We start from the raw sequence: 15,751 nt of genomic DNA, 5'->3' as shown, positions 1-15,751 counted from the left end.
TTTTAAGGAACATTTCCCGTAAATCCTTCCTATCATTTGGAGCCCTTCTTGTTCATTCAGTACAATAAACCCATATCACTGTCGAATTTCGCGGTCAATGAGTCCCATTCATCCGCGCATAACAACAACAGGTTCACGTGATAAAGCATGGTGTCTCCCCCAGCAAGGACGCGGGGCGCAAGAGACAGCCCAAAAAACATTTTGGAGCGCCGTATATAAAAAGGAGTCCAATGCGATGGTTGTTCGCCGTGGAAAGTCTAGAAGCCGGGGCCGTTTCCAAACGGATTTGGCAAACGCCCGCCTGCACATGCTGTTGAAAGCATGTCCTGATCCTGTATTAATTAAAGATGCAGAAGGTTTTTGGTACCGCATGAATCAAGCCGCTCAACGGCTGTTCGCAATCCATAGTCCCCAGTCCTCAAAACTGTCGCCAGAAGAAGCCCGGCATCGCTATCCCCATTTAGCGGAAAGCTTCGTGTGTAACCGCCAAGAGGATGAGCACGCTTGGCAAGCCCATCAGACGCTATCCGAACAGGTCGTTTTTTGGGGGCCCGAGCAAACTCCGCAACGGTTGCAAGTGCAACGGACCCCCTACTACTATCCCGATGGCTCGCGGTGGTGTTTGGTCATCACGGCCGCGCCTGCCGCCAGTCCTCCCTCTCAAGGTTCCTTACACCAATCCCTTTTTGAACTGGAAATGATTATGGAGGCAACCGATACCGCGGTGTGGCAATTTGATGCCGGTCAGCACCTCTTGCGCGCCAACCACATTGCCTGGCATTGGATGGGTTACCCCGCGTCTACCCCTCCAGAGGTGCCCAACACCTGTCTTTTATTTCAAAGTAACCCCTGGCAAATCGGCTTCCAAGAGGTCTTGCGGTCCCAACAAACCACCCGAACTTCGATTGAAACATGGCCTTTAGCATCGGGTGCCCTTTTAGAAGTGGAAGTCGATCGCATTCCCTATCGACACGGTTCGACTTTAGCGGGCATCGTGGTGCTGGCACGTGACATTACCGCCTACCGCGAAACTGCTCGCGCGCTCGCCGATAGCGAAGAGCGATACCGGACAATCTTAAATGAAATTCAAGACGGCTATTTTGAGGTGGATTTAGCGGGAAACCTACGCTTTTTCAATCCCGCCTTGAGCACGATTCTCGGCTTCACGGCACAAGAACTGGCGGGTCTGAACTACCGCGCTTATACGAATGAAGACCAGGCCCAATTGTTATATCAATCTTTTCACAGCGTATACCGTAGCCGGCACTCGGCAATGACCGAGTGGCAAATTATACGCAAGGACGGAACGCCGCGGTATGTCAATGCCACCGTCTCTCTTATTCTCAATGCGGACGACCAGCCTGCAGGATTTCGGGGCTTGGTCCGCGACATTACGGACCATAAACAAGCTGAGCTGGAACTGCGCTACCTGGCCCACCACGACCCGCTTACCGCTTTGCCCAACCGCAGCCAATTTATTGCGGAAATTCAATCCGCTATTGCCGAATCTCAAGACCATCAGCAATCCTTTGCTCTGCTATTCGTGGATTTGGACCGGTTTAAAAATGTGAACGATACCTTAGGCCACCCTGCGGGTGACCAATTGCTTCAGCAAGTGGCCGATACGCTTAAGAAAATCATCCGCCAAAAGGACATGGTAGCCCGCACCGGTGGCGATGAATTTGCCGTCCTTTTGCGCCCGATGACGCGTGCCGAAGATTTAAGTGCCATTGCTGCACGGATCTTAGAACAGTTGCAAAAGCCGTGGCACATTGCGGGTCAGGAATTCCGCTGCCCCGGCAGTATTGGGATTGCGCTTTATCCTCACGACGGCAGCGACCCGGATACCTTGCTCAAACATGCTGATGTGGCCATGTACCGCGCCAAAAATTTAGGTGGGAACCGATTCGTACTCTATAACGCCACCATGAACCGTCAAAGCAGCGACTATGTCTTGCTGGAAAGCGACCTCAACCAGGCGCTGAAACAGCGTCAATTCATTCTCCACTACCAACCGCAAATGAATAGCCAAACCGGACAAATTTATGGGGTCGAAGCCTTGGTGCGGTGGCAACGCCCCAACGGCTCCTTAGTGCCCCCGAATGACTTTATTCCATTTGCTGAGCATTCCGGTCTGATTATCCCCATTGGCCAGCAAGTCTTCGCGGAAGCTTGCCGTCAAACCGCTCAGTGGCAAGCCAAAGGACGCCCTTTGCACAAAGTGGCAATCAACCTCTCTGCTCGACAGTTCCAGCAACCCGATCTTCAAGCGATGATTATGCAAATCCTTGAAACCACTGGATGCCCTCCACAAGCCGTGGAGATTGAAATTACGGAAAGCGCGGCCATGGAAAATGTGGCTTATACTTTGCGCATCCTTAAAGCCTTTCGGGACATGGGTATGTCCATTGCGCTAGACGATTTTGGCACGGGATTTTCGTCCCTACGCTATCTTAAAGAGTTTCCGATTACGTCCTTGAAAATCGATCAATCCTTTGTGCACGATGTCCTCTACGAAACAAAAAGTCGGGCGATTGTCAAAACCGTGATTGAACTCGCCAACAATTTAGGGGTTGCGGTGATAGCGGAAGGCGCTGAAACCCAAGAACAGGTCAACGCCTTGCAGGATCTAGGCTGTAGCGTCATTCAAGGCTATTATTTTTCCCGCCCTTTGCCGGCGGACGCCCTTGAACACTTCATGAACCGCTACCGCTAAGCATCATGAAAAGCCATCAACGGCCTTGAGCCCACCCCATGGCTCCATAACTCCATGGGGTGGGCTCAAGGACACCGTCATATGCGAAGCGCCAACGCACCGTGGAAACAGCCCTTGGGCATTCTTGCAACAAGAGAAGACCCGTTCAGTTATGACAAGGGGCCACGTTCAAAAGATCACAGAGCGTATAATCCGACTTCTTGGTGCTAACACCACTTGCCGCTACAAGCCGTCAACGTCTTGCAGCGCGGTAGAAAAGTAGCGGCGCGTCATCTCAATAAAGCCCCGAGCCGCTGGGGAAAGCCATTTGTCATGGCGCCATACTAATTGGCTTACGACGGGAAATTCCGGCCCATTCCAAGGGAGTTCCACCAACTCGTGCGCTTCCAACTCCTCTTGCACGGCCATCGAAGGCAAGAGCGATACCCCTAATCCCGCTTGCACACACTGCTTAATCGCTTCCACACTGAAGAACTCCACACGGGGATGATGAATGCCCGTGCTCTCTAGCGCACTCTCAAACATAACGCGATAACTACATCCCGGTTCGGTCACTAATAAGGTCTCGTGCTCCAAATCTCCAGGCCCCACTTCTAACGCCCGTGCTAAAGGATGATGCACCGGTGCCACCACACGCATTGGCTCATCTCTTAGTATTTCGCAGTGCAAGCCCGGGTCCTGACAGGGCGATTCCAATGTGACCGCCAAATCCAAACTTCCATGCCATACGGCTTGGCGCAAATCGCGACAAATCCCCGTACGAAAAATTAATTCGACCTGGGGAAAGTGGGCGCGATACGCCTTCAACACCGGTGCCAAACGATATGTACAAAGACTTTCGACAGACCCAACGGTCAACGTTCCAACCACCTCAGAGGAATTTCCCACCACCTCATGCGCTTCATCGGCCAGATTCAATAAGCGGTGGGCGTAACTAAGAAACTGCGTGCCAGCATCGGTAAGCCGAATGCGTTTCCCGCTTCGCTCCACTAATAATACCCCGAGTTCTTCCTCCAAGCTTTGGATCTGAGCACTGACACTCGACTGCGCATAATTTAGCCGTTCCGCGGTGCGTGTGAAGCTCAACTCTTCGGCTAGCACCCGAAACGTTTGCACATTCTTGAGCTCCATAAACGCACCTCGTTTCATCGGTTTGGCCGATACATTCTATCGCGTCTATCGTATGACACCCTGATAGCGAAATGCTAGCATCAAGAAGTAGAACCTCGTAAATTCCCTAATATATTTAAGGAGAAATTACCATGGAGCATCCCCGCGAATTGGCACGCCGTTTGACCTGGGTGCACGGATCTGCCCTCGCGATTGGCGCGGTATTGGGCTCCGGCATTCTCGTCCTCCCGGCCACTACCGCCCAGCAAGCCGGACCTGCCGCAATCGTCGCATGGATTATCATGTCGGTTTTGGCCTTTCCGCTCTCATTGACCCTTGGCCAACTTGCCGCCCAACATCCCCACGCTGGAGGCATCGTCGAATACGTCAGACTGGCATGGGGGAATTCCGCCAGCCGGTTGACGGCGTGGCTCTTTCTTGGGACCATCCCGATAGGAGTCCCGATCATTGCCATTTTGGGTGCTGACTATACGGCCACGACATTGGCCCTGCCCACATGGACAATCCCTCTCATCGCTGCACTAATGTTAGCCGGTTCTTTGGGATTACACGCTGCCGGAGTAGAGGTTGCCAGTTGGATGCAAATCGCTGTTCTGGCAATTATCGGTGCATTGATCGTCATAGCGATCCTTTTTGCCGCCCCTCACATCCATCCCAGGGCTTTTCATCCATTCGTGCCCCATGGTTGGTTACCCGTTGGCCAAGCAACCGTCTCGGTTTTCTGGTGTTTTGTCGGGTGGGAAATGGTTGGGCATCTTGCGGAGGAATTCCTTAATCCCCGTAAAGATTTGCAACGGACATTTCTCGTGGCCCCCAGTGTGGTAGGACTGCTTTATGTCGCCCTAGCGTTTGTTACAATAGGGATTCATGCCTACGGCCGCACCGAGCTCCCCATTCCTTTTAGTCAATTACTAGCCACCGGCTTTGGCCAAAGTGGCCCTGTCCTAGCTGGATGGACCGCGCTCGTCATCACAATCGTCTCCATTCATGGGAATATCGGGGGATTTTCACGGATGGTGTTCAGCCAAGCCCGGGCTGGCGTGTTTCCGCGCTTTCTTAGCCACGTGCACCGGATACGACGCATTCCTACGGCGGCTTTATGGGCATTGGCGCTGGACTTTGCGGTCGTACTGACCATTGACACTATGGTCCATATCAACCTTCCCCACCTTATCCTCTTGCCCAGCACTGTCTTCCTTGTTCTCTATACCGTAGCCATGATTTCTGCTGTCAAACTCTTTGCCCACGTTTCCAAAAAAAAGTTCGTGTTAATGGCGGGCCTAGCGGCGATAGTCTGCGTTGCCTTATTACCGTTCAGCGGTTGGGCCCTACTATATCCCCTAAGCCTGATCACCGCGGGATGGTTTGTCTCGGTGAAACGTCGCCCCGCTAGGAATGTTGAATGATCGTCTAATTTTGTGGACACCTCGAATTGACACGCGATAGTACAATCATAAATCCGGTGACCAATTACTATGGTTGAGCGTTTAAAGAGAGCCTAATCTGCCTACAAGCGTATCGCTGACGCAATGCCATTGCTTCCCTAGGGCGCTTGACACTCAAATCAGGGCCGAAGTAATATATCGATTAACATCGATGAATTGGAGACAAAAACCGTGGATCTTGTCGCGATTTTTAAGGCCTTGGGTCAACCGCAACGCTATGCGCTATTTCTCGACCTACTTAAAGGAGACGGCTCCTCTTGCTGTGCAGATGTCGCACCAGATGAATCCGCATGCTGTGTCATCGATTTCACTCAACGGCACCGTCTAGCCCAGTCGACCATTTCGCATCATTTGCAAGTGTTGGTGGATGCCGGGTTGATAACAGTCGAACGACGCGGCACATACCGAGTCTACCAAGTCAATCAGCCGATGTGGGAGTCTTTTCAGCGTCATGTCGCGTCGTTAACGGCTTGTGTCGATACGGAACACCGCGGAGCCATGGGGCAGATCCCCCATGCCTAAATTTTTTTGGCTTAATTCATCGATGATAATCGATATAGGAGTGATAATGATGTCAAAGATGTCTGCGGTTGGATACCCCCAAGAAGAACCGAATGGTGTACGCATTCAGTTTTCAGCCAATATCCCTTTCGAGCCCCTACAAATGATGGTTGAGAATTGTACGACGGGGGCCTGCGGTTGCGCCTGTGCGGCGGACGTCGAATCGATAACGGTGGAAAAAACTGCCCAAGGACCTCAAATCCATGTGAAGGGATCCCGCGTCTCGGTAACATCCATTACCCATGCGATGGAGGAGTGTGAGGCTCCCGATGCCATAGTCAGGCCGAACAATCCCTTAGATGGATCAACGGACGACACACGGTAGGCACTGCCGCCTAGAATTCCTTAAAAGATTGACACTTTCCGTCAAATACTATATTTATTATAGTATTGAGTTTCGAGTGCGCTACGCGTTAAGAAGAGAGGGGGGTAGGCATGACACTGCCAGGACACGCAGGTCAGCTCAACAAAGGACCCAAACAAAGGCCTCCCGCCTCGCGTTGGCGTGCGCTCGCATGGATTACTATCGCCGAGCTTTTAGCCATGAGTGTGTGGTTTAGTGCCTCAGCCGTCGTTAGTGCCTTAACTCGGCAATGGCAGCTGACAGGCTCAGCCGTGATATGGCTTACGTCCACCGTGCAGCTCGGATTTGTAGGCGGCGCACTGTTAAGCGCCACATTAGGCTTCGCAGACCGCTTTCGTCCGCGCATGTTGATGGGCTGGGGCGCGATGGGAGCCGCTCTCACAACAGCGGCTCTACTGGCTTTGCCACACGGAGGATGGATGGCCTTTGTCCTACGCACCCTCACCGGAGCTTTTTTGTCCATCGTCTATCCCGTCGCGGTCCAGTGGGTCGCTAGCTGGTTTCCTACACAGCGTGGCTTGGCAGTAGGCATTTTAATTGGGGGATTAACCGTCGGATCCGCCTTGCCCCATTTACTCGTAGGGGTGCCACTATTACAACACTGGCAAGCTGTTCTGGCCGGCAGCGCAGTGCTTGCCGTTATCTCGTGGGCGATTGTCTTGTGGATCGTGCCTGAGCATCCGGGGCCATTTTCGCCCCCCGTCTTTCGTTGGAACCGAGTTGGCGCCGTACTGCATGATGGCCCTGTGATGTGGGCTAATCTCGGCTACTGGGGCCACATGTGGGAGCTATACGCCATGTGGGCATGGCTTCCGGCCTTTCTGCTCTCCAGTTGGCACGTCTACTGGCGCGGCCCAACCCTTATCACCCTCGCTGGCAGCGCTAGCTTCGCCGTCATTGGACTGGCCGGTTTTGCCGGGGCCCTGGCCGGAGGCTGGGCGGCTGACCGTTACGGACGCACGTGGGCAACGATTATGGCGATGAGTGTGAGCGGTTCGATGGCCCTGATTATTGGCTTCACCTATCACGCTAGACCGTTGTTAACGTTGGTTATCGCGCTCATTTGGGGCTTTAGCGTGATTGCCGATTCTGCTCAGTTTTCTGCCTCTGTGACCGAATTAGCTCCAAAAGACCTGCAAGGCAGCGCCTTAACATTGCAAATGGCCGTGGGCTTTCTGATTACCATTGGCTCGATTAACCTCATCGGCTTCCTAGCGGCTGTGATAAGCTGGCATTACGTGCTGATGTTTTTAGCCATTGGCCCGGCCGTCGGTATTTGGGCCATGGCCCGCCTGCGTCGTCTACCCGATGCGTTGAAACTAGCCCACGGTCGGCGTTAAACCTTTGGGCATAATACCTGTTCTATCCATCTCTGAAAGAAGGGTTCTCTATGGAAAAAACTCCGCTGCTTGCTGTAAGCGCCACACCCGTTGACATCTGGTATGAAGGCCCGCACTTTGTTGTCGCAGATAAGCCGCAAGGACTTGCAGTTCATCCCGACACGGTAGACACTACCAACACTTTAGTGAACAGCCTGCTTCAATCGAATCGTTGGCTTGCCGAAATGGAAACGAGTCATGCCCCTGGCGTCATTCACCGTCTCATGGCTGGCGATCGCGGCTTGGTTGTCGTCGCCAAATCCGACGACAGCGTCAAAGAGCTCCGTCAACTGTATAACGATCATCGCTTTCTCTTTTCCTACCGCGTCCGCCTGCCTAAAGACATAAACCCCCAAACCATAGACAGTGTCCAAGTTCTTGACCATCAAATTTATGACAACGTCGCTATTTGGGACATTGATACGCCCCTAGGTGATACCGCCCTTTTGCGTCAAGACTGGCTTTTAGACCCACAGGCGGATGCTTATTTCGTCTGCTACCGCGTCTCCATCCCGTTTGGTGACAAGGTCACTCACGTAGCCTTGGGAGAACGCATGAAATTGCCCGCCATTGATCTCTATACGGTACCCCCCTGCAGCATCTGTAACGGCACGAAAGCGCTGCTATCCTATAACGGATTTGGCTATGTCGATCATACCCTCGACAATGACGCGACGATTCAAACCATGCGCCAACTGCGGGGTGACGAGCGCGGGATTCCGGTCATCGTCATAAACAATACCGTATCAGTCGGATTTGACCGTCACCGTTTGAAACAGGCCTTGGGCCTATATTGATCATCCATCCTGCGCCTAGCTTCCACCCCCGGCCATTTACCGAGGCTTTCGAAGGGTGGAAGCCCCTCAAAGTACCGCTATCTGACCTGTCCATCAAAACGGACGAAAATATAGGTGCTATTGTTTCAAGACCTTCTGGCTGATGTGATAGCATGGGTCGTGACAACAGTGGGCGTCAAGGTCCACGAAAGAGGGCCCAGTATGAATTTTAATGAGCTGCCTGTTGAGACCCAACAACGTCTTTTATCCTGGCAAGATCAGATTGAGCCGATTCAAGGCTGGTGCTCTCCTGTGGCTGGAGTCACTTTATATCACTTGGTTCAGAACAAAATCCCGGTTCCCGTAGTGGTAGAACTAGGGTCGTGGAAAGGCCGCTCCAGTGCATGGATGGCCGCAGCTTTAGCGGATCAACAGTCGCCCGGGAAAATTGTTTGCGTAGATACCTGGCAAGGCACCCCGAGCGAAAAAGAACACGCAGACCTTCTTGCCCAGTATCATCCCGACCAACTCTACCAAGAATTTCTAGACAACATGGAGAAATTAGGCGTGCGGGATTGGGTTGTCCCGGTACGAATGACAACGGTCGAAGCCGCCAAAGCGTGGCCCCTCGATCAACCCATTGGTTTGTTATTTATTGACGCCGACCATGATTATTATGCTGTCCGGCGGGACTTCGAACTCTGGAGTGGTTACGTCAAAGACGGCGGCGTGATTGTCTTTGATGATGTCCCCAATTGGCCAGGCCCTACCCGGTTAATTTCGGAACTCCCTTCATGGTACAAACACATGGCCTATTCGCATAATCAGTGGATCGTTTTGAAAACGAACTGACCCATGCTACGCCTCAACGTCGTTCCAATGCGGCAGCCCCGACACTGAGACGCTTTGCCAGCATCCTGGTATCGGGACCGACTGATAGCGCGAACAACTCCCCCCTGCGCCTTGACCCTTATCATTGTCTTTGTCACCGTCACCTTGGACTAGCAGGTCAGGCTACGTGAACATGCGACTTTTGTGGGCATAGCACGCTTCTTCTCGGCGTATATGACTTCCCTTTTTTCTAAATTAGGCACTTCATAGGGCCCGTGAGGAGGCCAATACCAGAGTCAATCCTGAGGACTACGGTCCTTCCATACCGGTTCACGCTTGGACAAAAAGGCCGCAATGCCCTCTTTCGCATCAGCATCGGCGGCTTGGCGGGCGATGACTTCGGTATTGGCACCCTGCCGCTGTGGCAATACCCTGAACTTGCGCAATATAGACCTGAGGTGCTTGACTTACCGCTCGCATCGTCTGACCACAGGCGAGAAAAAGGCTATGCACATCTTCTGGCGATTGGTCCAGCACTTCCGTCAGGTCATGGCCTGAGCTAAACGCAGGGCCACTAGACTGAATGATGACCACATTTACTGATCGCTTAGCAGCCAATTCCTTCACCGCGTGTTCTAGTTCCGCAAGCAAGGCATGAGACAAAGCATGGCGCCGTCTGGGATTATTCAGCGCAAGCGTCGCAATGCGTTCTTCGGCGAAAACGTTCATCTCAATCAACGACATAGATCCATCCTTCTTTCTAAGGAACTCAAACGAATAGGTCCGTCATAGTTTTTTGAGCCAGCGGTTCCTTTCCGCCAAAAACTTGAGACCTCTTAACGCCGGTTATAGCCTTGTAGACGATCCTTCTAGCGTCTATTATATTACCAGCTAAAACGCTATTTTCTGATATATTGAAAATCTGGTCGATAGATTAATTAAGGATGGCTTTTGATTGATACCAAAACAAGGATTGAAACGAAACGACCCTATGGACCAGCGTGAGGGACTTATCCAAAATTAATCATCATTAGGCCCATGAGCAACCTTATTGCTACCTTCCTTGGTTCAACGCATCCTCAAGAATCCTTGTACCGAATATATGTTAGCCATTCCATAACATACGGCTTAATTGGATCAGATATCTCCCAGCGATGAGCCACATAATGCCCGCAGAAAGCCGAGTGAACTGCTCCCGCCTTCGCTTCGCTTAGAGGCGAGAGCTTCTTGCTTCATCGACCACCGCCTGCTGTCGCAGGTCTTACATGATCTCCGCAAGCGTGGATTCGGCCTGTTCCATGCCTACATGACGCATATCCGTTAGCTCACTGGCTGTAGGATTTCTAATCCTCGATGCAGAATGTTGATCGCGGCGTTGACGTCACGATCAATTGCTAATCCACACGTCGGGCAGTGATGAATACGCACCGACAGGTCTTTCTTTACCATCGTTCCGCAACCGCTACTACACAGTTGGGAGGTGTGATGGGGTGGAACTTTAATAACCCTTTTCCCCGCGAATTTTGCCTTGTATTCGATGTAGGCCGTCAACCTCCCCCACCCGGCATTCGCAATGGATTTTGCCAGTCGATGATTTTTCATCATCTCTTTCACGGGCAAATCCTCCATGCAAATCAGGGCGTACCGGTCTACCAAGGATCGGCTGACCTTGTGCAGATGGTCCTTGCGCTGGTTCGCCACATGGTCGTGGACGCCCTGAAGTTCATGCTTGGCTTTTTCGCGGTTCTTACTGCCTTTCTTTTTGCGGGAAAGCTGTCGTTGCTTGCGCTTCAGCCGCTTTTCACTCTTTTGGAGCCACTTCGGATTTTCGAAGAATTCCCCATCGGAAGTGGCAATCAGCGCCAGCAATCCCAGATCCATGCCCACCGCGTTTTGAATCTCTGTGAGTGACGCCGCGGCTTCTGTCACATAGGTCAGGTTTACATACCACTGGCCATCATGGAATTTGACATTGATCATTTTGACAGACGCTGCATCGAAGGGCTGATGGGCCATCATTCTGACCCCCCCGATTTTCGGAAGATACACCGTGTTTTCATGAAAATAAGTGTCTCTTGCTTGCGGGTAGGTGATGGAACGAAACATGAATTTGTTTTTGAACTTCGGGAACCTTGCCCGTTTCTCGAAAAAGTTCACAAACGCCTGATCCAGTCTTTGCAAGACGTTTTGCAATACTTGCGAATGGACTTCCTTGTACTCAGGATGTTCTCGCTTCCACGCAGGTAAGTGGTTTTGTTGGTCTGTGTAGCGAATGGAGATTCCCTTTTCGCGATAGGACCTTATACGCTCTTCGAGCGCCTGGTTGTAAAGTTTTCGACACAAATAGAAGGTGCGAAAGAGCGTTTGTTCCTGCTCTTTCGTCGGTTCCAAACGAAAACGCAACACGCTAAGGGTTTCGTTCTCCTTGGTTTTCGATGTACCTTTTGATGGTCTCAATGGGGGCACCTCCTGTCGTGAGCAAGCAGAAACTGCGTGACCAGAAATACTCTTTCCAAAGCGATTGTCGTATGAGCGGAAATTCTTTTTTAATGAGCCTTGACGATGCGCTTTTGTATGCGTTGATAAACCGAGAGAGTTCGGAATTGGGATGTGCCTTGAACAAAACATGGACATGATCACGATCATGGTTCCATTCTTGAAGTGTGATGTGGTAATTCGGCTGTATGTACTCAAAAATCTCACGCAAACGGTTCGAAATGGCATCATCAATCACTTTACGCCGATACTTAATCACCAAAATCAGGTGATAGTACATCAAGAACACTGAATGATTATTGCCATCAAGTTCCATGACAAATAACCTTCTTTGCTATTACTACTGATAGGATAACACAGGAAGAAAAAACACGCCATTCATCTCGCCGCCTCAGAGGCGGGGGACTTCTGGCGCAAGATCGTTAAATCCCTTTAGGAGTCTAAACGAATGCGGCAACTCAACCAATAGACGCCCGGCCAGCGAAAGGGCAACGAACCACATCCACGATACGAGCATGGCCGCTATGGCATAAGCGAGTTTGTCATCTGGTCTGCTATACATGACCGAGCCTCCGCCAATAACGATGACCGTATCCATAATCGCATGGGGATTTAATAAGGATGCCCGGAGCGTATGGCCAACCCGGCGCGGTAGCGTCCAATACCTTCTAGTTTCGTTCTCAGATGTCTGCGAAAGGACCGGAGCTCGCCACGAGTGCCACCCCATCTTTATTAGGAAGAGAATTCCTAGTATCGTGATGATGACCTTTAACATGGGAACTGTCAGCAAAACGACGCTGACACCAAGCACCGCTCCGCTAATGAGGATTGTATCCGAGAGTGCAGCCGTCACCACAACAGGCAACGTCTGTCGGTATTGGCGATGGGTTGCGCCTTAGCTTATCACAAACGTATTTTGCGGACCCAGTGGAAGGATGAGCGCTAGCGCTAATAAAAAGCCGTGAGCAAAAGCGGCAGTCATAAACCTTCTCCTCTTTGGACTTCTGTGCCCCTCACATTCCTGTGACGGAGATGCTCAGGTGCGAAATACGTGTCGGTGACATTACCGTTTTGTGGGAGTCGCGTTTATCCATAAACGCCGGCCATCACTAAGGCCTTGTCTGTTCGGTAAAAGACTTCACACCACCCATCCCCAGGTCTAATTCTATCTAGGATTACAACTCGTATTCTTATTAGAATATCATACCTATAAAGGATATTAGAGAATTTCTGTAAAGAGCTTTTTGCGCTGTGGCGGACTTTGCGGCGCTCGGGTGTCATGATGATCGATTCGGCCCGGCCAGACGACGACCGCATTGTGATAGGCAAAATTCAGCAATGAACCCTAAAGGATCCAAGGCGTACCCCTCTTTTCCTCCTACACTGCGTCTTCAGGCAAAACGCTCACTCCTTGCACCTCGAGGTTAACACCCGTTTAGGATGCTACGCACTGCCTGTTTGGACTTAGTCTGGTTTATGGTGCTCGGGCAACATGCGCATCATCGTGCCAATCGGCTCATACAACGCTTGAACGACTAAGCATTCATGAGAATCGGCCAGACAGCCCGGGCGTGGTTGCAAATTCACAAATTGAGCCAGTAGCGATGGGGAGAGAGGGTTGAGATCTGTGCGCAGAGCATGCTCAATGGCTTCCAGCATCTCCGCCATGGACCGGCTGAATTTCGCCAAATCCATGGCATTGGAGGTACGAGTGACAGTTGTACGCAGGGGTTTTTGCACACAGTAGGTTCGGACAACCTGTAAAGCGTCGTCGAAGCGACGCAGGGCTGTCAGTAGTCCCGCAGCAGATTCCGCGTCTACCGGTCTTTTATCGCGGCGACTCAACACATGATTGAGAGAGGACAACGCATTCGTGCGAGCCAATTGGATTTGCTGTTGATAGAAGGCGGTTTGGTCCTGCGTTAACGCAGGGCTTTCACAAAACGCAATCAAAAACTGAAAGTACAGACGCTCGCTTTGCACCAGATCGGCAATCGTACTGGTAAGGGAGGTACGCTGCCAGCGAGGCCATAGGAAATACGCGAAAAAGGCGAGAGCTGCGCCAATCAGCGTGTCGACGGTGCGTGCCTCAATGGTCTTAACCGGTGACAACCGGTCAAAGAACGAGAGCATGATGACAATCTCTGCGGTCATAAACATGCTAAAGAGTGTATAGTTGTAAGAAAATACGGTGTATAGCCCGATGGCGAAGAGGACTAAAGCGATTAATGTGAGCAATATCGAGTGAATGGGGAGCGCGAAAAGGGCCGTGGCGATCACCACCCCGCCAATCGTGCCCAACACCCGAGCAATACCCCGGATAATCGTAGAAAAAAAGTCGGGCTTTAATATGACTAACGTCGTAAGGGGCACCCAATATCCGCGCGGCAACGATAAAAGGCCATACAGCCATACCGCAATCCCCAAAATTACTGTCATACGCAGGGCATGACGAAACGCTGCCGAATGCCCTGTCAGGTTGGCCCGTAACGTGAAAAGAATCGGATGATGGGATTTGAGTAGATGGGGTTGGTTCCCTATGACATGGCGGGATCCAACGGTAACGGGCGATTTCGCCAATGTAACCAAGTCCTGTAGGGCTTGGTCCATATATAGAGCAGGACGGCTGGACTCCACACTTTCCGCCCCCACCATTTTGGCGGCGTGCCATGCGGGCCAAATGGCGGGTCTGTTCAACAGGCGATCTTGAGATTTCTGGCGTAATGCTTCGGTAGCCGTGTCCAACGCGGCCCTTAGCTTCGTTATCTGTATCTTTTCACTAACGGGCGGTATGCTGCGTGTTTTTTCCTCCAAGATATCATCTGCAAACATCCATCGCAGCTCTTGCGTGTTCCGTAAAATATTCCACAGATATTGCCGGTAGTCCGCAGACAACAACGAATCACGCACTTGAGATTCAGCCATAGCCATGGCATAGGATAACGCCAAATCATTTTGCCGAGTCGGCTGTTCGATGTATGCGCTAAGCGCTCTGAGTGCCGCCAATACACTCTTGACTTCTGTTGCTGGCGGTATGGCTATAAAGAACACGATCATGAACAGGAGCTGGAGAAGCCCTCCCGATACGACAAAGATGGTTTGAATCATCGCGAAATACGGTGTGGTAGGAAAAGCAGAAAAAATCACCAAGCCCATCGTGGCTAATGTGCCGACTTGCGTCGCTTGGGGCGAAATGGCGACCATCAATCCCGCTAAGAAGCCACTTACCATAGTGAGAATAATAATGTTCACCAACGAATGTCCTACAATACTGCCAAGAAATGACGCAAGGCCCATCCACAAGACGGCTAAAATCATGGTACGAATGCGTTGCACCATAGGACCGGAAAGTCCTGCCAGCCCCGCGACTAAGGCGCCCACTGCCATCACCACGGCCGTCTGGACGTGACCTATTGCCGTACCGACAATCAAAGGTAACACGATGCCTACCGCATTGCGCACTCCCGAAACCACTTGAAGCTGGGCAGGATCATGGGTGGCTAAATTTGTGACGATATGCCTAGCGTCTATCGCCTTCATCCGCATTCTCCCACACCTCACAGAACCCCTCTTTGTGGACAAATCTACATTTAGCCATTGATCTCTATGCTAGCACACTAGCTGGCTGACCTCTTAGTGTCGGAATTTTACCAACGACGTGGGTTTAGGAGGGCTGGGAAGAAGTCTTTGTCCACCCCAGTCATGGTCGGAACGGGCACCTGGTAAATGGGAATCGGTCCTGCCATGAGGCTGGTTCATACGCTAGCACCCCGTGCCCATAACACGTACCCCAGATCATAATGTCACACACTCCCTTCGCCCATCGTCGTTGACGACGAAGACACCTATGGCACACCATCCATTGCCCCTCCCGGCGCCTTTCAAGACGTCTGACTACGGAAACTTCCGGGCAGGACAGCTATCGGTAACGTGCGCGCCAATTCGCGCGCACAATCATCAGGACCATAATCTGACGCCGTAACGCTTCGGCGTATAGACCAAAGGGTTACGGCGTCTCATTTCTTTGCATTCCTTGCGTCTTAGCGGTTTTC

At 51.7% G+C, this 15,751-nt stretch carries 12 protein-coding genes and 1 pseudogene; 7 read left to right on the top strand and 6 right to left on the bottom strand.

Going from position 1 to position 15,751, the window contains the following annotated elements; translation table 11 throughout:
• Positions 1–235 precede the first annotated feature (235 nt).
• Positions 236–2,716 carry a sensor domain-containing protein gene (locus ORD20_RS00450; protein WP_158246134.1) on the top strand — a complete coding sequence of 827 codons (2,481 nt, stop codon included), beginning with the start codon at positions 236–238 and terminating at the stop codon, positions 2,714–2,716.
• Positions 2,717–2,938: 222 nt separating this feature from the next.
• Here the strand turns inward: ORD20_RS00450 and ORD20_RS00445 are convergent, their stop codons facing one another.
• Positions 2,939–3,847 carry a LysR family transcriptional regulator gene (locus ORD20_RS00445; protein WP_158246135.1) on the bottom strand — a complete coding sequence of 303 codons (909 nt, stop codon included), beginning with the start codon at positions 3,845–3,847 and terminating at the stop codon, positions 2,939–2,941.
• A gap of 131 nt (positions 3,848–3,978) precedes the next feature.
• Here ORD20_RS00445 and ORD20_RS00440 point away from each other — a divergent pair, with 131 nt between their 5' ends.
• The 6 genes from ORD20_RS00440 to ORD20_RS00415 all read left to right on the top strand — a co-directional run bounded on the left by ORD20_RS00440 (position 3,979) and on the right by ORD20_RS00415 (position 9,224).
• A complete protein-coding gene (locus tag ORD20_RS00440; protein WP_103374235.1) occupies positions 3,979–5,253 on the top strand; it encodes an APC family permease in 1,275 nt (424 codons plus the stop codon).
• A gap of 210 nt (positions 5,254–5,463) precedes the next feature.
• A complete protein-coding gene (locus ORD20_RS00435; RefSeq protein ID WP_158246136.1) occupies positions 5,464–5,814 on the top strand; it encodes an ArsR/SmtB family transcription factor in 351 nt (116 codons plus the stop codon).
• 46 nt (positions 5,815–5,860) lie between these two features.
• Positions 5,861–6,178: a hypothetical protein gene (locus tag ORD20_RS00430; RefSeq protein WP_146038956.1), complete on the top strand. Its 318-nt coding sequence runs from the start codon at positions 5,861–5,863 to the stop codon at positions 6,176–6,178.
• A 110-nt stretch (positions 6,179–6,288) separates the two neighbouring features.
• Positions 6,289–7,557: an MFS transporter gene (locus ORD20_RS00425; protein WP_103374238.1), complete on the top strand. Its 1,269-nt coding sequence runs from the start codon at positions 6,289–6,291 to the stop codon at positions 7,555–7,557.
• Between the two features lie 50 nt (positions 7,558–7,607).
• A complete protein-coding gene (locus tag ORD20_RS00420; RefSeq protein ID WP_146038957.1) occupies positions 7,608–8,393 on the top strand; it encodes a pseudouridine synthase in 786 nt (261 codons plus the stop codon).
• Between the two features lie 201 nt (positions 8,394–8,594).
• The gene (locus tag ORD20_RS00415) at positions 8,595–9,224 is read left to right on the top strand and encodes a class I SAM-dependent methyltransferase (RefSeq protein WP_103374239.1); all 630 of its coding nucleotides are present in this window, start codon (positions 8,595–8,597) and stop codon (positions 9,222–9,224) included.
• 348 nt (positions 9,225–9,572) lie between these two features.
• On the opposite strand, the gene ORD20_RS00410 is transcribed toward ORD20_RS00415, so the two are convergent.
• The 5 genes and pseudogenes from ORD20_RS00410 to ORD20_RS00390 all read right to left on the bottom strand — a co-directional run bounded on the left by ORD20_RS00410 (position 9,573) and on the right by ORD20_RS00390 (position 15,239).
• On the bottom strand, positions 9,573–9,947 hold the full coding sequence (locus ORD20_RS00410) for an enoyl-CoA hydratase-related protein (RefSeq protein ID WP_430626394.1): 375 nt from the start codon (positions 9,945–9,947) through the stop codon (positions 9,573–9,575).
• Positions 9,948–10,523: 576 nt separating this feature from the next.
• The gene (locus ORD20_RS00405; protein ID WP_242968248.1) at positions 10,524–11,660 is read right to left on the bottom strand and encodes an RNA-guided endonuclease InsQ/TnpB family protein; all 1,137 of its coding nucleotides are present in this window, start codon (positions 11,658–11,660) and stop codon (positions 10,524–10,526) included.
• Positions 11,611–12,015 (bottom strand): IS200/IS605 family transposase, encoded by a 405-nt coding sequence (gene tnpA / locus ORD20_RS00400; RefSeq protein ID WP_103374242.1) that lies wholly within the window; start codon positions 12,013–12,015, stop codon positions 11,611–11,613. The genes ORD20_RS00405 and tnpA overlap by 50 nt, the downstream gene beginning before the upstream one ends.
• A gap of 75 nt (positions 12,016–12,090) precedes the next feature.
• Positions 12,091–12,573 (bottom strand): annotated as a pseudogene (locus ORD20_RS00395) (LysE/ArgO family amino acid transporter); the annotation flags it as partial.
• Between the two features lie 590 nt (positions 12,574–13,163).
• On the bottom strand, positions 13,164–15,239 hold the full coding sequence (locus ORD20_RS00390; RefSeq protein ID WP_158246137.1) for an FUSC family protein: 2,076 nt from the start codon (positions 15,237–15,239) through the stop codon (positions 13,164–13,166).
• Between the last annotated feature and the right edge of the window lie 512 nt (positions 15,240–15,751).

Origin of the sequence: Sulfobacillus thermotolerans, from assembly GCF_039623705.1 — a bacterium.
GTDB lineage: Bacteria > Bacillota > Sulfobacillia > Sulfobacillales > Sulfobacillaceae > Sulfobacillus > Sulfobacillus thermotolerans.
This window is presented reverse-complemented; position numbering and strand designations above follow the sequence as displayed.

What these genes read in the sequence shown, in the direction of transcription:
- ORD20_RS00440 (WP_103374235.1), top strand. Translation starts at nt 3,979, where the DNA reads ATGGAGCATCCCCGCGAATTGGCACGCCGTTTGACCTGGGTGCACGGA.
- ORD20_RS00445 (WP_158246135.1), bottom strand. Translation starts at nt 3,847, where the DNA reads ATGGAGCTCAAGAATGTGCAAACGTTTCGGGTGCTAGCCGAAGAGTTG.
- ORD20_RS00390 (WP_158246137.1), bottom strand. Translation starts at nt 15,239, where the DNA reads ATGAAGGCGATAGACGCTAGGCATATCGTCACAAATTTAGCCACCCAT.
- ORD20_RS00420 (WP_146038957.1), top strand. Translation starts at nt 7,608, where the DNA reads ATGGAAAAAACTCCGCTGCTTGCTGTAAGCGCCACACCCGTTGACATC.
- ORD20_RS00410 (WP_430626394.1), bottom strand. Translation starts at nt 9,947, where the DNA reads ATGTCGTTGATTGAGATGAACGTTTTCGCCGAAGAACGCATTGCGACG.
- ORD20_RS00450 (WP_158246134.1), top strand. Translation starts at nt 236, where the DNA reads ATGGTTGTTCGCCGTGGAAAGTCTAGAAGCCGGGGCCGTTTCCAAACG.
- ORD20_RS00415 (WP_103374239.1), top strand. Translation starts at nt 8,595, where the DNA reads ATGAATTTTAATGAGCTGCCTGTTGAGACCCAACAACGTCTTTTATCC.
- ORD20_RS00430 (WP_146038956.1), top strand. Translation starts at nt 5,861, where the DNA reads ATGATGTCAAAGATGTCTGCGGTTGGATACCCCCAAGAAGAACCGAAT.
- tnpA (WP_103374242.1), bottom strand. Translation starts at nt 12,015, where the DNA reads ATGGAACTTGATGGCAATAATCATTCAGTGTTCTTGATGTACTATCAC.
- ORD20_RS00425 (WP_103374238.1), top strand. Translation starts at nt 6,289, where the DNA reads ATGACACTGCCAGGACACGCAGGTCAGCTCAACAAAGGACCCAAACAA.